The sequence below is a fragment of the Microbacterium sp. S1037 genome, from assembly GCF_048381605.1.
Taxonomy (GTDB): domain Bacteria; phylum Actinomycetota; class Actinomycetes; order Actinomycetales; family Microbacteriaceae; genus Microbacterium; species Microbacterium testaceum_B.
On record NZ_JBLWIG010000002.1, the window covers coordinates 723194 to 743142 of the forward strand.

Annotated in this window: 17 protein-coding genes; 14 read left to right on the forward strand and 3 right to left on the reverse strand. The window is 70.6% G+C overall.

Translation table 11 applies throughout. The annotated features are described in order from the left end of the window. The first annotated feature begins 17 nt into the window (after nucleotides 1-17). The 9 genes from rpsD (at nucleotide 18) to aroB (ending at nucleotide 9810) form a co-directional block, all read left to right on the forward strand. On the forward strand, nucleotides 18-647 hold the full coding sequence (rpsD, locus tag ACMW4R_RS14210; protein WP_058595701.1) for a 30S ribosomal protein S4: 630 nt from the start codon (nucleotides 18-20) through the stop codon (nucleotides 645-647). Between the two features lie 345 nt (nucleotides 648-992). Then, nucleotides 993-1259, forward strand: a complete 267-nt coding sequence (locus ACMW4R_RS14215; protein WP_058595731.1) for a hypothetical protein — start codon at nucleotides 993-995, stop codon at nucleotides 1257-1259. Nucleotides 1260-1320: 61 nt separating this feature from the next. After that, complete coding sequence (gene alaS / locus ACMW4R_RS14220) at nucleotides 1321-3990, forward strand: alanine--tRNA ligase (RefSeq protein ID WP_418300191.1); 2670 nt, start codon at nucleotides 1321-1323, stop codon at nucleotides 3988-3990. Then, a complete protein-coding gene (gene ruvX, locus ACMW4R_RS14225) occupies nucleotides 3987-4460 on the forward strand; it encodes a Holliday junction resolvase RuvX (protein ID WP_418300192.1) in 474 nt (157 codons plus the stop codon). The genes alaS and ruvX overlap by 4 nt, the downstream gene beginning before the upstream one ends. Before the next feature lies 1 nt (nucleotide 4461). Beyond that, nucleotides 4462-6123 (forward strand): endolytic transglycosylase MltG, encoded by a 1662-nt coding sequence (mltG, locus tag ACMW4R_RS14230; RefSeq protein WP_418300193.1) that lies wholly within the window; start codon nucleotides 4462-4464, stop codon nucleotides 6121-6123. Further along, nucleotides 6117-6953 carry a shikimate dehydrogenase family protein gene (locus ACMW4R_RS14235; protein ID WP_418300194.1) on the forward strand — a complete coding sequence of 279 codons (837 nt, stop codon included), beginning with the start codon at nucleotides 6117-6119 and terminating at the stop codon, nucleotides 6951-6953. Before mltG ends, ACMW4R_RS14235 begins: the two co-directional genes overlap by 7 nt. 4 nt (nucleotides 6954-6957) lie before the next feature. After that, the gene (gene aroC, locus ACMW4R_RS14240; protein WP_418300195.1) at nucleotides 6958-8184 is read left to right on the forward strand and encodes a chorismate synthase; all 1227 of its coding nucleotides are present in this window, start codon (nucleotides 6958-6960) and stop codon (nucleotides 8182-8184) included. Further along, a complete protein-coding gene (locus ACMW4R_RS14245) occupies nucleotides 8171-8737 on the forward strand; it encodes a shikimate kinase (protein ID WP_418300196.1) in 567 nt (188 codons plus the stop codon). Before aroC ends, ACMW4R_RS14245 begins: the two co-directional genes overlap by 14 nt. After that, nucleotides 8734-9810, forward strand: coding sequence for a 3-dehydroquinate synthase (aroB, locus tag ACMW4R_RS14250; protein ID WP_418300197.1), 1077 nt, complete (start codon nucleotides 8734-8736; stop codon nucleotides 9808-9810). Before ACMW4R_RS14245 ends, aroB begins: the two co-directional genes overlap by 4 nt. 196 nt (nucleotides 9811-10006) lie before the next feature. Here the strand turns inward: aroB and ACMW4R_RS14255 are convergent, their stop codons facing one another. The 3 genes from ACMW4R_RS14255 to ACMW4R_RS14265 all read right to left on the reverse strand — a co-directional run bounded on the left by ACMW4R_RS14255 (nucleotide 10007) and on the right by ACMW4R_RS14265 (nucleotide 13134). After that, nucleotides 10007-11326, reverse strand: coding sequence for an MFS transporter (locus ACMW4R_RS14255; RefSeq protein ID WP_363333620.1), 1320 nt, complete (start codon nucleotides 11324-11326; stop codon nucleotides 10007-10009). Nucleotides 11327-11338: 12 nt separating this feature from the next. Continuing rightward, the gene (locus tag ACMW4R_RS14260; protein WP_058629513.1) at nucleotides 11339-12232 is read right to left on the reverse strand and encodes a shikimate dehydrogenase; all 894 of its coding nucleotides are present in this window, start codon (nucleotides 12230-12232) and stop codon (nucleotides 11339-11341) included. 269 nt (nucleotides 12233-12501) lie between these two features. After that, entirely contained in the window at nucleotides 12502-13134 is a 633-nt protein-coding gene (locus ACMW4R_RS14265) for a TetR/AcrR family transcriptional regulator (protein ID WP_058595711.1), read from the reverse strand. A 50-nt stretch (nucleotides 13135-13184) separates the two neighbouring features. Between ACMW4R_RS14265 and ACMW4R_RS14270 the strand changes: the two genes are divergently transcribed. The 5 genes from ACMW4R_RS14270 to ACMW4R_RS14290 all read left to right on the forward strand — a co-directional run bounded on the left by ACMW4R_RS14270 (nucleotide 13185) and on the right by ACMW4R_RS14290 (nucleotide 19878). After that, nucleotides 13185-14996 (forward strand): sugar phosphate isomerase/epimerase and 4-hydroxyphenylpyruvate domain-containing protein, encoded by a 1812-nt coding sequence (locus ACMW4R_RS14270; protein WP_058629514.1) that lies wholly within the window; start codon nucleotides 13185-13187, stop codon nucleotides 14994-14996. Between the two features lie 13 nt (nucleotides 14997-15009). Next, entirely contained in the window at nucleotides 15010-15468 is a 459-nt protein-coding gene (gene aroQ / locus ACMW4R_RS14275) for a type II 3-dehydroquinate dehydratase (protein ID WP_058595713.1), read from the forward strand. Nucleotides 15469-15606: 138 nt separating this feature from the next. Continuing rightward, nucleotides 15607-16167 carry an elongation factor P gene (gene efp, locus ACMW4R_RS14280; RefSeq protein ID WP_013586614.1) on the forward strand — a complete coding sequence of 187 codons (561 nt, stop codon included), beginning with the start codon at nucleotides 15607-15609 and terminating at the stop codon, nucleotides 16165-16167. Nucleotides 16168-16169: 2 nt separating this feature from the next. Further along, nucleotides 16170-16580 carry a transcription antitermination factor NusB gene (gene nusB / locus ACMW4R_RS14285; RefSeq protein ID WP_058595714.1) on the forward strand — a complete coding sequence of 137 codons (411 nt, stop codon included), beginning with the start codon at nucleotides 16170-16172 and terminating at the stop codon, nucleotides 16578-16580. Between the two features lie 346 nt (nucleotides 16581-16926). Further along, complete coding sequence (locus ACMW4R_RS14290) at nucleotides 16927-19878, forward strand: DEAD/DEAH box helicase (RefSeq protein ID WP_418300198.1); 2952 nt, start codon at nucleotides 16927-16929, stop codon at nucleotides 19876-19878. Nucleotides 19879-19949: the final 71 nt, after the last annotated feature.

Consider the following 19949-nt stretch of genomic DNA (forward strand, 5'->3'; position numbering starts at 1 on the left):
ATCGGAAGGAGAACTTCGTGACCACGAAGTCTCAGGACCGCCGCAAGGTGCGTCTGTCGCGCGCCCTCGGCGTCGCACTCACCCCCAAGGCCGCCCGCTACCTCGAGAAGCGTCCCTACGCTCCGGGTGAGCACGGTCGCACCAAGCGCAAGGCTGACAGCGACTACGCCGTCCGTCTGCGCGAGAAGCAGCGTCTGCGCGAGCAGTACGGCATCCGCGAGAAGCAGCTGCGCATCGCGTTCAACGAGGCCCGCCGCACCGACGGCCTGACCGGTGAGAACCTGGTCGAGCTGCTCGAGATGCGTCTGGACGCCCTCGTCGTGCGTTCGGGCTTCGCCCGCACCACCGCGCAGGCTCGCCAGCTCGTCGTGCACCGCCACATCCTGGTCGACGGCCAGCTCGTGGACCGCCCGTCGTTCCGCGTGAAGCCGGGTCAGCAGATCCACGTCAAGCCGAAGAGCGAGGGCCTCGAGCCCTTCCAGGTCGCCGCCGCCGGTGGGCACGCCGAAGTGCTGCCCCCCGTTCCCGGTTACCTCGAGGTCGACCTCTCGACGCTCCAGGCGAAGCTCCTGCGTCGCCCCAAGCGCGCCGAGGTGCCCGTCACGTGTGACGTGCAGCTCGTCGTCGAGTACTACGCCGCCCGCTGAACCCAGCGAGCACACGAAGGGCGTCGGGTTCTCCCGGCGCCCTTCGTCGTTGCAGGTATCGTCCCGCCGCCTTTGGTGGTCGGCTCGTCGTGGGTGCGCAGTGTTCATTTGCCCGAGTTGGCCGGCCTTGACTGGCGCCGGCGACCGTTTGCGGCAATCGAGCGACGAGAGCATCGGTTCGTTTGCCCGAGATTGTCAGTGCGCCGTCGAGCCGCCGACCATCTTCGGCAAACGAACGCGCAGGCATCGGCCCGGACGGATCTCTCTGGAGCGGCGCACGACGGCCGTCGCCTACGATGAAGGATGCCGCGACCGCGGCGCTGTATCGAGGAAGAAGTGGTGATCGTGAGAAGCCTCGTCTGGTTCGCCTTCGGCATCGTCGGCGGTTTCGTCGCCGCTCACCTGGTGAACAAGGACCCCCGCGGTCAGGAGCTGTTCGCGCAGCTCGATTCCCGCATCAGCGAGTTCACCGATCGCATGAGCGACGCCTACCACGAGCAGGAGACCCGCCTGTCGGAGATCGTCGACGACGTCAAGGGCGTCGCCGCCTCCGCGAGCACGTCCCTCGGTACCGCCGCCGACGCGGCGCGCTCGGCTTCCTCGTCCGACTGACCTTCCGGCATCCCGCCCCCGCCGCAGGGGGAGGGTCCGCACGCCCATCGAAAGATTCGCCATGAAAACCGCCGAGATCGCCCAGCGCTTCCTCGACTTCTTCGAGAAGAAGAACCACACGATCGTCCCCTCGGCCTCGCTCGTCACCGACGACCCGGCCCTGCTGTTCACCGTGGCGGGCATGGTGCCCTTCATCCCGTACCTCAGCGGTGTGGTTCCGCCGCCGTACCCTCGCGCGGCCGACGTGCAGAAGTGCATTCGCACCAACGACATCGAAGAGGTCGGCAAGACGCCCCGCCACGGCACCTTCTTCCAGATGCTCGGCAACTGGTCGTTCGGCGACTACTTCAAGGAAGACGCGATCCGCTTCGCGTGGGAGCTGCTGACCGCGCCGGAGTCCGAGGGCGGCCTCGCCTTCGACCCCAAGGACCTCTGGGTCACCGTCTACGAAGAGGACGACGAGGCTCACGACCTCTGGCTGAAGCTCAGCACGCTGCCCGAGGACCGCATCCAGCGACTCGGCAAGGACACGAACTACTGGTCGACCGGCCTTCCCGGCCCGGCCGGCCCCTGCTCGGAGATCTTCTTCGACCGCGGCCCCGACTACGGCATCGACGGTGGTCCGGCGACCGACGACGATCGCTACGTCGAGATCTGGAACCTCGTGTTCATGCAGTACGAGATCACGAACGTGCGGTCGAAGTACGACTTCGACATCGTCGGCGAACTGCCCGCGAAGAACATCGACACGGGCATGGGCCTCGAGCGCATCGCGTTCATCAAGCAGGGCGTCGACAACATGTACGAGACCGACCAGGTGCGCCCGGTCCTGGATCTCGCCGCAAAGCTTGCGGGCAAGTCGTACGGTGCCGAGTCGCATGAGGACGACGTCCGCCTGCGCATCGTCGCCGACCACGTCCGTTCCTCGCTCATGCTGCTCGCCGACGGCGTGACCCCCTCGAACGAAGGACGCGGGTACATCCTGCGGCGCATCATGCGTCGCGCCATCCGTTCGATGCGCCTGCTGGGCGTCGAGGGTCCGACCTTCCCGGAGCTGTTCGCCGCGTCGCGCGACGCGATGAAGGAGTCGTACCCGGAGGTCGAGGCCGACTACGCCCGCCTGTCGGCCTACGCGATCGCCGAGGAGCAGACGTTCCTCCGCACGCTCGCCGCCGGATCCGCCATCCTCGACCAGTCGGTGGCCGAGGCGAAGAACGGCGGCGGCACGACGCTCTCGGGCTCCGAGGCGTTCCTGCTGCACGACACGTACGGCTTCCCGATCGACCTCACGCTCGAGATCGCCGAAGAGGCGGGACTGAGCGTCGACCGCGGTGCCTTCGACCAGCTCATGCAGGAGCAGCGCACCCGCGCGAAGGCCGACGCCCGCGCGCGCAAGGGCGCCATCGCCGATCAGAGCGCGTACCGCGAGTTCCGCGCGCTGGGCGAGACGGTCTTCACCGGATACACCGAGCTGCAGACGGAGTCGAAGGTCCTCGGCATCCTGGTCGACGGTCAGGGCACGGATCGCGCCTCCGCCGGACAGATCGCCGAGGTCATCACGGCCGAGACCGCGCTGTACGCGGAATCGGGCGGCCAGGTCGCCGACAAGGGCACGATCGTGGGACCGGGGTACGAGCTCGAGGTGCTCGATGTGCAGCGCCCCGTGCCGGGGCTCATCAGCCACACCGTCGAGGTCACCACCGGTGAGGTGTCGGTCGGTTCGCCCGCCACCACCGTGGTCGACGCCCTCAACCGGCACTCGGCGCAGCAGGCGCACTCCGCGACGCACCTCGTGCACGCGGCGATCCGCGACACCCTCGGCAAGACGGCGACGCAGACCGGCTCGCTCAACCGCGCCGGATACATGCGCTTCGACTTCAGCTGGGGCTCGGCGCTCTCGCCCGAGACACGCACCGAGATCGAGGACATCGCCAACAACGCCGTGCGCGACAACCTCGAGGTCACCACGCGCGTGATGTCGCTCGACGAGGCGAAGGCCGCGGGCGCCATGGCGCTGTTCGGCGAGAAGTACGGCGACACGGTGCGCATGGTCGACATCGGCGGTCCCTGGTCGCGCGAGCTCTGCGGCGGCACGCACGTCGCCCGCAGCTCCGAGATCGGCCTGGTCAACCTCGTCGGCGAGCAGTCGGTCGGCGCCTCGAACCGTCGCGTGGAGGCGCTCGTGGGTCTCGATGCCTTCCGCGACCTCGCGGCGGAGCGCGCGATCGTGTCGCAGCTGTCGACGTCGCTCAAGACACCGCGCGAGCAGCTCACGACCCGCATCGCGGAGCTGGCGGCGAGCCTCAAAGCGGCCGAGAAGAAGATCGCCGCGTTCGAGGCGCAGGCCCTGACCGGTCGTCTGCCCCAGTTGGTCGAGGCGGCCGTCGCCGTCGGCACCGTGCGCGTCGTCGCGCAGAGTCTGGGGGAGGGCGCGTCGGCCGACGACGTGCGCTCGCTCGCCCTGCAGGTGCGAGACCGTCTCGGCAGCGACCCAGCGGTCGTCGCGCTCGCGAGCGTCGCGGGCGGGCGCGCCACGGTCGTCGTCGTGACGAACGAAGCCGCCCGCGAACGGGGCCTGGCCGCCGGTTCTCTCGCGAAGGCCGCCGCCGGGGTGCTTGGCGGAGGCGGAGGCGGTCGTCCCGACGTCGCGCAGGGCGGCGGAACGGATGCCGCAGCTCTGCCGCAGGCGCTCGAGGGCATCGTCGCGGACGTGCGGGCGACCACCGCGTGACGGCGTTCCGGCGCGGCATCCGTCTCGGAATCGATGTCGGGCGCGCCCGTGTCGGTGTCGCCCGCTCCGACCCGAACGGAGTGCTCGCCGTGCCCGTCGAGACGGTTCCGCGCAAGGGCGAGCCCGTCCGCCGCATCGCCGCCCTCGCCGCGGAGTACGAGGCGTTCGAGGTTCTCGTCGGTCTGCCGCTGAATCTCCGCGGCGAGGACACGCCCTCGACGACCGATGCCCGCCGGTTCGCGCAGGCTCTCGCCGCCGCATTGCCCATGCCGGTCCGGCTGGTCGATGAGCGCCTCAGCACCGTGTCGGCGCACGGCGTGCTGAGAGAGGCAGGACGTTCCCAGCGGGATTCTCGTAGCATTGTGGACCAAGTCGCCGCTGTGGTGCTGCTGCAGCAGGCCCTCGACGTGGAGCGACAGTCCGGTGACCCGGCCGGACCCGCCGTCACACCGGGACAGGAGCCCGCCTGACATGCCCGAAAACGACCCCAACGCCAACGACCCCCTCGCCGATCTGTACGGACGGCTGCCCGACCCGCGCGCAGCCGCGTCGGACGGCGCGCGGCGACGGTCGCCGTCGACGGACGAGTCGCCCGCCGCCCCCGGCCCGGACGCACCCGTGTCGCGCCGCGCCGCCCGAGCTGCGCGCGCGCAGACAGGACCCACCGCGGCACAGACCGGTGCGCCCGCTCCGGCGCAGAGCACGGACTCCGTCGCCTCGACGCCCGCCACCCGGACCCCGGCGCCGACGCCGGCGCCGCGCGCTGATGCCGCGACTCCGTCGACGCCCCCCGCCGCGGCACAGCCCGGCCCCACTCGATCCCCCGCAGAGACAGCCCGCCGCGCGGCCGCCGCGGAACAGCCCACCCAGCAGATCCCGACCACGCCCGCCCAGCGCGAGCCCGCTCTCGTCGGCGCAGCGGCTGCCGAGGCGTCGGCCGGACGGACGGCGAGCGACGGCACCGTGCCGAGTGGCTCGCTCGAGGACCTCTTCACCGGCCGCGCCCACACCGATCAAATCGGTGCGGCGACCCCCCGGAAGCCCAAGAAGCGTCGCCGCGCCGGCGGGTGGATCGCCCTCGGCATCGTCCTCGTGCTCATCGGCGGCCTCGTGGGCGGCGGCTTCGCCCTGTGGAACACCTACGGCGACCGGGTTCAGGCGTTCCTCGGCACCGGCGAGCCCCTCGACTACGAGGCGGGCATCGCCAACGGCGAGGCCCGCGTGACGATCGTGGCGGGGGACACCGGCGAGTCCGTCTCTCCCAAGATGTTCGACGCGGGCGTGACCAAGGCCTCCAACTCGCTCTACAAGTACATGGTCGACAATTCGGTCGGCTTCACCTTCCAGCCGGGCGTCTACAAGCTGCAGAAGCAGATGACGTCCGAGGCCGTCATCGCCGCACTCCGCGACCCGGCGAACCGCCTCGACAACTCCGTGCAGCTGCGCGAGGGCCTCACGCTCACCCAGTCGCTCGACGTGATCTCGGAGCAGACGGGCATCGCGCGCGCCGACCTCGACGCGGCCGTCGCCGATCCGTCGCAGTACGGCGTCGCCGCCTCGTCGCTCGAGGGATGGATCTTCCCCGCCACCTACGACTTCGACGAGGGCGTCGCTGCGAAGGACGTCATCGCGCGCATGGTCCAGCGCACGGTGCAGTCGCTCGATCAGGCGGGAGTGCCCGAGAGCGACCGCGAGCGGATTCTGATCATCGCGTCGATCATCGAACGCGAGGCGCGCAACCCCGACGACTTCTACAAGGTCTCGCGCGTGATCGAGAACCGCCTGCAACCCGACAACGACGAGACGCACGGCCTTCTGCAGATGGACTCGACGGCCCAGTACGGCGTCGGTGAGATCGGCGCGGGCAGCTCGTCGTCGTCCGAGAACGCGCTCACCAGCGACAACCCGTGGAACACCTACATCCACCCGGGTCTGCCCGTGGGTCCGATCGCCAACGCGGGCGACCTCGCGATCGACGCGGCCATGCACCCGGTCGACGGACCGTGGTACTACTTCACGACCGTCAACCTCTCGACCGGAGAGACGGTCTTCTCGGCGACGTACGCCGATCAGCTCAAGGCCGTCGACCAGTTCCAGCAGTGGTGCCGCGACAACCCCGACGGCGGATGCTGAGCGCCGACCGGCTCGCCGTCTGGGGAGACCCGATCGATCACTCGCGGTCGCCGTCGCTCCACGCGGCGGCGTACCGCGAGCTGGGGTTGTCGTGGATGTACGGGCGACAGCGAGTGACCGAGGCGGAGTTCCCCGCCCGCCTGGGCGAGTTGGACGGCACCTGGCGAGGACTCTCGCTCACGATGCCGTTGAAGAACGTCGCCTGCAGCGCGGCTGTCGAGCTCGACGACGCCGCGCGGCGTACGGGCGCCGTGAACACCTACCTCCTCACCGCGGAGGGTCCTCGCGGGTTCAACACCGACGTCGGCGGGCTCGCACGTGCTCTGCACGAGGCGGGTGTCGGCGAACCGCGAGCCGCTCGGATCCTCGGAGCCGGTGCCACGGCGACCTCCGCGGTCCTCTCCCTGGCCCAGCTCGGCACTCGGCGCGTGGAGGTGGTGGCCCGACGTCCCGAAGCCGTCATCCCGCTGCGCGCCCTCGGGGAGTCGGTCGGCGTCGAGATCTCGCGGGCGTCGTTCGACGATCCCCGGATGCCATCACCCGTCGATGTGACCATCGCTGCTCTCCCGGGCAAGGTCGACGTGGGTCCCGGCATCCGTCCCTTCGCCGAGAACGGCGGGCTCCTCGTCGACGTCGTCTACGGCAACTGGCCGACCGCCCTCGCCGAGCAGTGGCGCGCCGCGGGGAACGAGGCGATCAACGGGCTCCCGATGCTGCTGCACCAGGCGCTGCTGCAGGTGCGCATCTTCGTCGGCGGCGATCCGGCCGTTCCCCTCGAACGCGAGGACGCCGTGCTGGCCGCGATGCGCATCGCGCTCGTGGGAGACTAGACGAATGCTTCGCGTTCTCACGGCCGGCGAGTCTCACGGCCCCGAACTGATCGCCCTCATGGAGGGGATGCCGGCGGGCGTTCCCATCTCGTCCGCGCAGATCCGCGCGGAACTCGCGCGTCGTCGCCTGGGCTACGGCCGTGGCTCGCGCATGAAGTTCGAAGAAGACGAGCTGACGCTCTCGACGGGCATCGTGCACGGCTACACGATCGGTAGCCCCATCGCCCTGCGCATCGGCAACACCGAGTGGCCGAAGTGGACCGAGGTCATGAGCCCCGAGCCCGTCGAACTCTCCGACAAGTCGCGCGGCCGCGGCGCGGCGCTGACGCGTCCGCGTCCGGGTCACGCCGACCTCGTCGGCATGCAGAAATACGGCTTCGACGAAGCCCGGCCGATCCTCGAGCGCGCTTCCGCTCGCGAGACCGCCGCGCGCGTGGCCCTCGGCGCCATCGCCCGCTCGTTCCTCGGCGAGCTCGGCATCCGGCTCGTCAGCCACACGCTCTCTATCGGACCCGTTCGCGTCCCCGATGACGCCGTGATCCCCGCGCCCGACGACGTCGACCTCCTCGACGCCGACCCGCTGCGGTGCTTCCACCCCGCGACGAGCGAGGCGATGGTCGCCGAGGTCGACGACGCCAAGAAGGCGGGCGACACCCTCGGCGGTGTCGTCGAGGTGCTCGCCTACGGCCTGCCCCCGGGGCTCGGCTCGCACGTGCAGTGGGACCGTCGACTGGATGCCAAGCTCGCCCAGGCGCTCATGAGCATCCAGGCGATCAAGGGCGTCGAGGTCGGCGACGGCTTCCTCACCACCACGCGCCGTGGGTCGCAGGCGCACGACGAGCTCTTCGCCACGGAGGACGGCATCACGCGTTCGTCCGACCGCGCCGGCGGTACCGAGGGCGGAATGTCGACCGGCACGGTGCTGCGCGTGCGCGCCGGCATGAAGCCGATCGCCACGATCCCGAAGGCGCTGCGCACCGTCGACGTCGCGACCGGCGACACCGCGGCGGCGCACCACCAGCGCTCCGACGTCTGCGCGGTCCCCGCGTCGGGTGTCGTCGCCGAAGCGATGGTGGCCGTCACGCTCGCCGACGCCGTGCTCGAGAAGTTCGGTGGCGACAACATCGTCGAGACGCGTCGCAACCTCGAGTCGTACCTCGCGAACCTCCCCGAGACGCTGCGCACGAGCGACGCGTCCGACGCCGCGCTGCTCGCGCATGACCCCGCCTGAGCCGGTGGAGCACGCGACGACGACCCCGGATGCCGGGACCTCGGCCGTCGTCCTCATCGGACCGATGGGCGCGGGCAAGACGAGCGTCGGGCGCCGCGTCGCGCGCGCCCTCGGCACGCCGTTCACCGACACCGACAAGCTCGTCGTCCGCGACCACGGCCCGATCCCGGCGTTGTTCCGAGCCCACGGCGAGCCGCACTTCCGAGCCCTCGAGCGCGAGGCCGTTGCCGAGGCGCTGAGCCGCGGCGGCGTGGTCGCGCTCGGCGGGGGAGCGGTCCTCGACGCCATGACACGCGAGCGGTTGCGAGAGCACCGGGTGGTTCTGCTGACCGTGGCGCCGCACGTCGTGGCATCCCGGATCCATGGAGACGATCGGCCCCTCCTCGGCGGGGAGGACCCCGTCGCACGATGGTTGCGGATCTTCGAGGAACGGCGACCGGTCTACGAGCAGACGGCCGACATCGCATTCGACACCTCGTCGGGCCCGCTCGCGCGGGTCGTCGACGACATCGTGGCCTGGGCACGCCGTGTGCCGGCCGGAGAGACGGCATGACCGACACCACCACCATCAGCGTCGCCGGCGACTCCGGCTACGACATCACGATCGGCCGCGGCCTTCTGGCCTCGCTCGGAGACGTGCTGCCCGCGGGCGCGCAGAAGGTGCTCGTGGTGCACCCGCCGACCCTGGCGAAGCAGGCCGAGGAATTGCGCGCACAGTTGATGGGCGACCGTCAGGTGCTGCTCGCCGAGATCCCGGATGCCGAGGCCGGCAAGCGCGTGGAAGTGGCGGCGTTCTGCTGGCAGGTCATGGGGCAGGCCGACTTCACGCGGACCGACGCCGTCATCGGCTTCGGCGGGGGAGCGGTCACCGACCTCGCCGGCTTCGTCGCGGCGACCTGGCTGCGCGGCGTCGCGCTCGTACAGGTCCCGACCACCGTGCTCGGCATGGTCGATGCCGCCGTCGGCGGCAAGACGGGCATCAACACCGCGGAGGGGAAGAACCTCGTCGGGGCGTTCTGGCCGCCGGTCGCCGTCGTGTGCGATCTCGACCTGCTCGACACGCTGTCGAAGAACGAAGCGACGGCCGGGTTCGCCGAGGTGGTCAAGGCCGGTTTCATCTGGCATCCGGAGATCCTCGACCTCATCGAGGCCGATCCGTCGGGGATCGTCGACCCGCGCGGTGACGCGTTCCGCCGCTGCATCGAGCTGGCGATCGACATGAAGGCGCGGGTCGTCGGCGAGGACCTGCGCGAGGCAGGGCTGCGCGAGGTGCTCAACTACGGGCACACGCTCGGGCACGCCATCGAGCACGCCGAGCGCTACCGCTGGCGTCACGGCGCCGCGATCTCGGTCGGCATGGTGTTCGCCGCCGAACTGTCACGGCTGGCCGGACGCCTGTCCGACGACGTCGCGCAGCGCCACCGCACGGTGCTCGAGTCGCTCGGCCTGCCGACGACCTATCGCGCGGGCGCGTTCCAGACGCTCAAGGCCACGATGCAGCGCGACAAGAAGAGCCGCGGCAGCATGCTGCGCTTCATCGTGCTCGACGACCTCGCGCGGCCGACCATGCTGCAGGCTCCGGACGAGTCGCTGCTGTTCGCGGCGTATCAGGAGGTCGGGGCCTAGGTTCCGAGCAGGGCCCGGATGCCATGGCATCCGGGCCCGCTCCCGTACGTCGCACGTACGCCCGGATCCGGAAATGGTCGCCGGATCCGGACGCATCGCGCCGCGGCGTCCGGATCTGCGGAGTGTTTCCGGATCCGCGACACCAGAGGAACGGCCCCGCCTCCCGGAGGAGACGGGGCCGCAGTCGGGCGCGTGGTCAGACGCCCGCGGGGACGCGCTCCTCGGCGCGGAGGCCGAGCTGCGCGGTGGGCACGTTCTTCGTCTCGCGGGCGGTGAGGGCGCTGACCGAGGCGATGATCGCGATGACGGCGGTGAAGAGGCTGATGACGACCCAGCCGCCCGCTCCGCCGCCACCGAGGGCGGCGACGATGCTCGGCGCGAACCCGGCCATGAGGAATCCGAGCTGCGTGCCGATCGCCATGCCCGAGAAGCGCACGCGCGTGCTGAACATCTCGCCGTAGAACGACGGCCACACGGCGTTGGCGGCGGCGTACCCGCACGAGAACGTGAGGACCGCGAGACCGAAGGTGAGGAGGTCGTTCCCGGCCCCCATCGACAGCATGTAGAACGGCATGAAGGCTGCGGACGACAGGGCGCCGTAGATGAAGACGGGCTTGCGGCCGATGCGGTCGGCGAGCTTGCCGAACAGCGGCTGCGTGAAGAGAGCGACGACGTTGGCGACGACGACGAGCCACAGCGTCACGCTCGCGGCGAGCCCGACCTCTTTGCCGTAGGCGATCGCGAGGGTGCCAAAGACCGTGGACACCGCGGCGATGAACGCGCAGAAGATCACGCGGAGCACGTCGCGCCAGTGGTTCTTCAGCAGGGGGACCAGCGGCATCCGGGCGATCTGTCCGGTCTCCTTGGCCTGTTCGAACTCGGGGGTCTCGTGGAGGCTCCGTCGGATGAAGAACGCCACGATCACGACGACCGCGCTCAGCCAGAACGGCACGCGCCATCCCCACGAGAACTTGATGTCGTCGGGAAGCGCGACGACGGGGATGAAGACGAGCGCGGCGAGGATCTGACCCCCCTGCGTTCCCGTGAGGGTCCACGAGGTGAAGAAGGAACGACGTCCGTCGGGGGCGTGCTCGAGGGTGAGCGACGACGCGCCCGCCTGCTCGCCCGCCGCCGAGAGCCCCTGGGCCAGGCGGCACAGCACGAGCAGGATCGGCGCGAACCAGCCGATCTGCGCGAAGCCGGGCAGGCAGCCGATCACGAACGTCGACAGGCCCATGAGGAGCAGCGTGAACATCAGCACCTTCTGGCGCCCGATGCGGTCGCCGAAGTGGCCGAGGATGACGGCGCCGACCGGGCGGGCGACGTAGGCGAACCCGAAGGTCGCGAACGACATCACCAGTGCCGCCTGGTCACCCGACGGGAAGAACACCGTGGGGAAGATGAGCGCGGCGGCGGAGCCGAACAGGAAGAAGTCGTAGTACTCCACGGCGCTTCCCATGAAGCTGGCGGCGGCCGCCTTCACGGGAGTCTTCCGCGTCGTTGCGGTGGTGGTCATGGGGTGTGCTCCTTAGCGAGGAATGGCGGGGCTGGCGGGCGAGTCAGCGGCCACCAGGTCGAGGAAATGGGCGGTCATGCGTTCGGGGTCGGGTCGCGTCCCCGTGATGAGGGCGAACGCGTCGACGGCCTGGTGGACCGCCATACGTCCGCCGCTGAGCGTGCGGCACCCGCGCTCGCGCGCGGTGACGAGGAGTTCGGTGTCGAGCGGCCGGTAGACGATGTCGGCGACCCAGAGGTCGGGGCGCAGCAGCGCGGCGTCGAGGGGGAGTCCCGGGTGCTCGGCCATCCCGACCGGGGTGCAGTGCACGAGGCCGTCGGCGCCGTCGAGCACCTCGCCGAGACGGGTCGGCGTCGCGGTGTCGACGGCGGAGAGCGGATGCCGCGAGCCGAGGTCGTCGGCGAGCGCGGCCGAGCGCGCGGGATCGAGGTCGACGATCGTCAGTCGAGCGGTCCCGAGGCGCAGCAACGCGTCGGCGACAGCGGACCCTGCCCCACCCGCGCCGAGCTGGACGACGTGCCGGGTGGCGGCATCCGGGAGCCCGTCGGTGAACGCGGCGGCGAAGCCGGTCGTGTCGGTGTTGTAGCCGACCCGCCCCGCCGGAGTGAAGAGCACCGTGTTCACGGCGCCCAGAGCGGCGGCGACGGGGTCGATGCGATCGAGGTGGGCGAGGACGCTCTGCTTGCATGGGTGCGTGACGTTGACGGCGTCGTATCCGAGACGTTCGGCCCAGGCCAGCACGTCGCCGATGCGCTCGGGGTCGATGCCCAGCGCGGTGAGGTCGATCGGGCGGTACACGTAGGTGAGCCCCAGGGCGCGCGCCTCGGCCATGTGCATCGGCGGGGTGAGCGAGGGGAGGACCCCCGTGCCGATGAGGCCGACGAGGTAGGGGTGCGCGTCGATCACGGTACTCCTTCGTGTCCGTGGGGCGGTTATGTACTAACCGGTACGTTCAGAGGAAACCACGACATGATCGAGCTGTCAACGGCGGAGTTCCGGATGCCGCTGTGGCCCGCTTGCCCGACGTCGGCGGCTTCGGTGTCCAAAACACCCGAAGCAATCCCCGAAGCGTCCGGGTGTTTTGGACACGGAACACTGGCAACCGCGACGCGCGGGCGCGGGGCAACCCGCCGGCGTCGGTCAGCGCGCGGGCCCCGTGCAGGCGCCGGCGTGGATCAGCGCGCGGGCGCCGTGAGCCAGCCGACCACCACGTCGCCGAGAGCGGCGCGGAGGTGCGCGCGGCGCTCGGGGGAGGCGAGGTCGACATCGAAGAGGTGCCCGAACGTGTACTGGTTGGCGACCTGGAACACGCAGTACGAGCTGATGACGAGGTGCACGTCGATCGCGTCGACGTCGGAACGGAAGACGCCGGCGGCCCGCCCGCGCTCGAGGATCTCGTCGAGGAGCCCCTTCGCGGGCTGCGACAGCGTCCGCAGGCCCTCGATCTGACGGATGAACTCGCCGCGGTGGATGTTCTCGATCGCGACGAGACGGATGAACGCCTCGTGCCCGACGTGGTGGTCGAAGGTCAGCTCGGCCAGCGCGCGGATGGCGTCGACGGGATCGGCGTGATCGACGTCGATCGCTCGTTCCGCCTCGCGGATACCGCGGTAAGCCTCTTCGAGGACGGCGCGATAGAGCCCTTCCTTGCCGCCGAAGTAGTAATAGATCATCCGCTTCGTCGTGCGCGTGCGCGCGGCGATGTCGTCGACCCGGGCGCCGGAGAACCCCTCTTCGGCGAAGACCTCGGTCGCGACGGCGAGCAGCTCGGAGCGGGTGCGCTCGGCGTCCCTGCGTGCCTCGGCCATTCGGTCAGACTAGTGGACCCGGTTTGTACCAGATGGTACATTCGGCCGCCATGAGGACCTCGATCGCGACCGTCTGCATCAGCGGGACGCTCGCCGACAAACTCCACGCCTGCGCCGACGCCGGCTTCGACGGCGTGGAGATCTTCGAGCCCGACCTGCTCGCGGCCCCCGAGAGCCCCGAAGAGATCGCGGCCCTGGCCGGACGTCTGGGGCTGAGCCTCGATCTCTATCAGCCGATGCGCGACGTCGAGGGCGTCGACGAAGAGGCGTTCGCCGCGGTGCTGCGGCGGGCGGACGCGAAGTTCCGTCTCATGCAACGGCTCGGCATGGATCTCGTGCTCTGCTGCAGCAATGTCGCCACCGCAACGGTGGACGACGACGACGTCTCCGCCGACCAGCTGCGACGCCTCGGCGACCTGGCGGCGGGGTATGGCATCCGGATCGCTTTCGAAGCCCTCGCCTGGGGGCGTTTCGTCGACGACTACCGCCGAGCCTGGCGCATCGTCGAGCGCGCCGACCACCCCGCGGTCGGGGTGTGCCTCGACTCGTTCCACATCCTCTCGCGCGGGCACGACCTCGCGGAGATCGCCGACATCCCCGGCGAGAAGATCTTCTTCGTGCAGCTCGCCGATGCTCCGCGCCTCAGCATGGACGTGCTCTCGTGGAGCCGGCACCACCGCCTGTTCCCGGGCGAGGGAGACTTCGACCTCGCCGACTTCACGGCCCGCATCGTCCGGGCCGGATACACCGGACCCTGGTCGCTCGAGGTCTTCAACGACACCTTCCGGCAGACCGATGCCCGCCGGACCGCCCGGCACGCACGCCGCTCGCTGCGCTGGCTCGAAGACGCGGTGTCGCGGACCCTGCCGGACGCGCCGCCCGACCTGGAAATGCTCCCGGATTCGGCGGCTCCGTCCGGAATCGACTTCATCGAGGTCAAGGCCGAAGACACCTCGGCGATCGAGGAGTTGCTCGCGCAGCTCGGCTTCACCTCGCGCGGACGCCACCGCACGAAGCCGGTGACCCTGTGGACGGCGGGGGAAGCCCGCGTGATCCTCAACGAGCAGCACGCTCGGGGGTGGGACCCGCGTCTCGCCGCGATCGGGCTCGAGGTCGACGACGCCGAAGCGGTCGATCTCCGCATGAGCGAGCTCGGAGTGCCGCGCGCCTACCGACGCACGTACGCGACCGAGGAGCGTCTCGACGGGGCCGTCGCGCCCGACGGCACCGAGGTCTACTGGGCGCAGGCCGCCGACGAGGGAGAGCCCGCCTGGGTCGCGGAGTTCGAGCACGGCGAACCACGACGCGACACCGCGATCGCGGGCGTCGACCACGTGAGCCTGAGCCAACCGTGGGATGCCATCGAAGAGGCGACGCTGTTCTACACCGCGGGCTTCGCCCTCCGCGTCGACAGCGCGACCGAGGTGCCGGGTCCACGAGGCCTCGTCGCCAGTCGCGTCCTCGTCGCGCCGGGCGGGGGAGTGCGCCTTCCCCTCAACGTCGCCCCGCCGATCCTCGCCGCCGAGCGGGCCGGCGCCGCGCTCCCTCAGCACGTCGCCTTCGTCTGCGACGACGTCCGCGCCGTCGCCCGTGCCGCGCGCACGCGGGGCTTCTCTCCCCTCGAGATGCCCGCCAACTACTACGACGACATCGCCGCACGCTTCGATCTGAGCGCGGCCGACGTCGACGAGTTGCGCGAACTCCACCTGGGCTACGACCAGGATGCCGCGGGCGAATACCTGCACTTCTACACGCGCACGATCGGCGAGGTGTTCTTCGAGTTCGTCGAGCGCGTCGACGCCTACGCGGGCTACGGGGCCGGTACCGCCCCCGTGCGCCTCACCGCGCAGGGACGGCGCTGATAACGTGCCCGACATGACCACGCCCCGCCGCCTGCTGCTCGTCAACGGTCCGAACCTCAACCTCCTCGGCACGCGCCAGCCCGAGATCTACGGGTCCGACACGCTCGCCGACGTCGAGCGGGTGACGACGGAGGCGGCAGCGGAGCACGGCCTCGAGGTGCGCGCGATCCAGAGCAACCACGAGGGCGTGCTGATCGACGCGATCCACGCCGCCCGTCTCGACTGCGCGGGCATCGTGATCAACGCCGGAGGGCTCACGCACACCTCCGTCGCGCTGCGCGACGCCCTGGCATCCGTCGCTCTCCCCGTCGCCGAGGTGCACATCTCGAACATCAAGGAGCGGGAGAGCTTCCGTCACTTCTCGTACATCGAAGACGTCGCCGCCGTGCACGTGATCGGCGAGGGCGTCCCGGGGTACGCGCGCGCCGTGCACCTGCTCGTCGACGTCATCAGCGGCCGCGCGGACGGCTGAGCGCGCTGCTGCCGACCCACGCGCAGACGACTGGTCGCGCGCGGTCGCCCGCGCCCGAGCAAGGCATCGCGTAGACTCGACCGCTGGGTGTGCGCCAGAGCGCCGCCTCCCCTCACACGAAACGGAACACCGGCACTCATGGCATCCACCGCAGACATCAAGAACGGCGTCGTCCTCAGCATCGACGGTCAGCTCTGGAACGTCGTGGAGTTCCAGCACGTCAAGCCGGGCAAGGGCGGTGCGTTCGTGCGCACCAAGCTCAAGAACGTCATGAGCGGCAAGACCGTCGACCGCACGTTCAACGCCGGCGCCAAGGTCGACATCGAGAACGTCGACCGCCGCGACTTCACGTACCTGTACAACGACGGTGAGGGCTTCGTCTTCATGGACGTCGCCGATTACGACCAGATCACCGTGGGCGCTGCCACCGTCGGCGACGCCGCCAACTTCCTGCTCGAGAACCAGCAGGTGCAGATCGCGCTGAACAACGGCAACCCGCTCTACATCGAGCTCCCGCCGTCCGTCGTGCTCGAGGTCACCTACACCGAGCCGGGTCTTCAGGGCGACCGCTCGTCGGCCGGCACCAAGCCCGCCACCGTCGAGACCGGCTACGAGATGCAGGTACCGCTGTTCCTCGAGACCGGCACGAAGATCAAGGTCGACACTCGCACGGGCGAGTACCTCGGCCGCATCAGCTGACCTTGTCCGCCCGCACAAAGGCGCGCAAGCGCGCCCTCGACATCCTCTTCCAGGCCGACGTGCGCGGCGAGGAACTGCCGATCATGCTGGCCGCCGAGGCGAAGCGCGCCTCTTCCGAGCCCGACCGCCAGGCGTCCTGGCTGTACGCCCGCGACATCGTCGACGGCGTGATCGACAACCGCGACGCGATCGACGAGCAGATCACCACCTTCGCGAAGGACTGGTCGCTGCAGCGCATGCCCGCCGTCGACCGGGCCCTGCTGCGGATCGGCACGTGGGAGATCCTCTACAACGACGAGGTCCCCACGGCCGTCGCGATCGACGAGGCCGTGGAGCTGGCGAAGGAGTTCTCGACCGACGACTCCGGCTCGTTCGTGCACGGCGTGCTGGCACGGATCGCGCGCTCGTCCTGAGCCCTCTCGACGTGTTCCGACGCGGCCCCGACGTTTCGTCGGTGGCCGCGTCGCAGCGTTTCGGGGTGCGCGGGACGGCGGTGTGTGCGCGCGGTGGCGAGTCGGCGGCGTGCGGGCGCGAGTCGATGGCGTGCGGGCGCGAGTCGGCAGCGTGCGGGCGTGGCCGTGAGACAGCGTGCGGGCGCGGCCGCAACTCGCGCATAAACGCGATTCGCGCACAGAAACGCGAGCACAGCGTGTTTCTGTGCGCGAATCGCGTTTATGCGTGGTCCGGGACCCCCGCGAACCGCGACGCGAGCCCGCTCACCCGACCGGCGATGTCGGATGCCTCCGGCAGGATGCTCCCGTGACCTCCTGGCGCGACCTCCTCCCCGGGGGCGAGCCGGCCGCCTATGAGCCGCTCGCCCTCGGCGTCGAGCTGCGCCAGCGCGAGGCCTACGACCCCGCTCGGTGGGAGGCGCGGGCAGTCGTGCCGGTGACCCCGCGCATGCTCGCGCGCCGCCAAGACGACCTGCAGCTCGTCGCGCGTCCCCTCGTGCGAGGCGCGCGCGAGGCGTGGATCCGAGCGGATGCCACGTGGGACGCCGTCCGTCGATCCACCGCCCGCTTCGACCCCGCGCACGTGCGGTGGTTCGCCGAGCTCCACGCCCTCGCCCAGGCTCTCCGGACCGCCGGACCGTTCGCTCCCTCCGGCGACACGATCGCCCTCGAGGCCGTCGACTCGCCCCTGCTGTGGCCGCACCTGGCCGCGGCCGAGGGGCTCGGCATCCGGATCGTCCCGATGCACGCGCAGCAGACGGTGCGCCTCGCGCGCACGGCGACGGCGCGGGTGGCGCTCGACGCGGTCGGCGGGGGAGCGCTGCGCGTCTCGGCCGATCTCGAGATCGACGGGCGTCCCGTGGATGCCGCGCACGCGCGGGCCGTGGGCACGTCGGGGGTGTTCGCGTTCGAAGTCGACCGCGACCCGGTGCCGATCGTCCTGGCGGCCGTCGACCTTCCGTCGCCGCTCCCCGCGCTGATCGGCGGCAGGGTCGTCGATGTCGTCGCCGCCGAAGCGACGGAGTTCGTGGCCGAGATGTATCCGCGCCTCGCCCTCCGCGCTCCGCTCTCGGTCGGCGCCGGAGTGCCGCCCCCGCCGCCGGCGCGTCCGACGCTGACCGTGGAGGTCTCGTACCTCGACGACGACGCCGTGCAGTACCGGCTCGACTGGGTGTATCCGGGCGGCTTCCGAACCGCGTACGACGACCAGAGCGACCACGTCGAGCGCGATGCGCGCGCCGAGGCGCAGATCGGCGAGCGGTTCGAGACGGCGTGGATCGCGGCATCCGACCTGCCCCTGATGCCGAAGGCTCTCCTGCGCGACGCGGACGCCGCGGTCTTCGGGTCCCGCGTGCTGCCCGCTCTCGACGTGCTCGACGAGGTGCGCGTGCGCACTCGGGGCACGCAGCCGACCTTCCGTGAGCTACGGGGGGATCCGTCCCTGCGGATCACCGCGGTGGAGTCTCTCGACCGCGACTGGCTCGACCTCGGCATCGTCGTGACGATCGACGGCCGTCTCATCCCCTTCGGCGTGCTCTTCAGCGCCCTGTCGCGGGGTCGCACGCGGATCAAGCTGTCGGACGGCGCCTGGTTCTCGCTCGCGCACCCGGCTCTGCAGAGGCTTCGCGAGCTGCTCGAGGAGGCCGCGGCGCTCGACGAATGGGAGACCGGACCGCGCCTGCCCCGCACGCACCTCGCCCTGTGGGCCGAGTTCGAAGACCTCGCCGACCAGTCCGAGGCGGCGGTCGAGTGGCGGCAGCTGGCACGAGCGCTCCGCGACATCGCCGACGTGCCGCGAGTGTCCACGCCGCCAGGATTCCGAGCGGAGTTGCGCCCGTACCAGCGCGAGGGGCTCTCGTGGCTCGCGCTCCTGCACGCCCACCGGCTCGGCGGCATCCTGGCCGACGACATGGGCCTCGGAAAAACGCTGCAGTTGCTCGCGGTCATCGCTCACAGCCGCACCCGCGGCGACGCTCGACCGTGGCTCGTCGTCGCGCCGACGTCGGTGCTGCCGACCTGGCGCGACGAGGCCGCACGTTTCGCCCCGGGCCTGCGGGTCGCGGTCGTCGAAGCGACCGCGGTGCGCCGCGAGAGGTCCATCGCCGAGATCGCGGGCGACGTCGACCTCGTCGTCGCGTCCTACGGCGTCGTGCGGACGGATGCCGACGAGTTCGCCGCACCGCACTGGTCGGGGGTGGTGCTCGACGAGGCGCAGTTCGTGAAGAACCCGGCGACGCGTATCCATCGCGCGATCGCCGCCCTGCGCACCGACGCGGTGTTCGCGGCCACCGGCACCCCGATCGAGAACGGGCTCGACGATCTGTGGGCCCTCCTCGCGCTGACGGCTCCGGGGCTGTTCCCCTCGATCCGTCAGTTCCGCGAGGATTACACGCGCGCGATCGAGCAGCTACCGTCGGATGCGCCCACCGCCCTGTCTGCCGCGGCCGCGGGGGAGCACCGCGAGAAGACCCTCGAGCGTCTCCGGCGCCGGGTGCGGCCGTTCCTCCTCCGCCGCACGAAGGACGTGGTGGCATCCGATCTCCCGCCGAAGCAGGAGCAGGAGATCGCCGTACCCCTCGGCCCGGCGCACCGCGCGGTGTACGACCGGGTGCTGCAGCGCGAGCGTCAGAAAGTACTCGGGCTGCTCGACGACCTCGACCGCCAGCGCTTCATCGTGTTCCGTTCGCTGACCCTGCTGCGCATGCTCGCGCTCGCCCCCGGTCTCGTCGACGAACGTGACGCGCACCTGGGGTCGGCGAAGCTCGACGTGCTGCTCGAGCGTCTCGTCGAGGTCGCCGCGGAGGGACACCGCGCCCTCGTCTTCAGCCAGTTCACGTCGTTCCTCGACATGGCGGCCGAGAGATTGGATGCCGCGGGCCTCGCCTACGCCCACCTCGACGGCAGCACCGCCCGGCGCGGTGACGTGGTGGCGGGCTTCCGCACGGGGGAGGCGCCGGTGTTCCTGATCAGCCTCAAGGCCGGCGGTTTCGGGCTGACCCTGACCGAGGCCGAGTACGTCTTCGTGCTCGACCCGTGGTGGAACCCCGCGGCCGAGGCGCAGGCGATCGACCGCGCGCACCGCATCGGCCAGGACAAGAGCGTGTTCGTGTACCGGCTCATTGCGGCCGGAACGATCGAAGAGAAGGTGCTCGCTCTCCAGCGCCGCAAGGCCGCGCTGTTCGACACGGTCATCGACGAGGGCGAGGCGTTCGCCGCTTCCCTCGACGCGGCCGACATCCGGGGGCTCCTGGGGTCGTGACCGTGGAGCGTGCTCACCGGTCGGGCACGGAGATCACCGCGCGACACCGACCTGCGGTGTGAGAGGGTTCT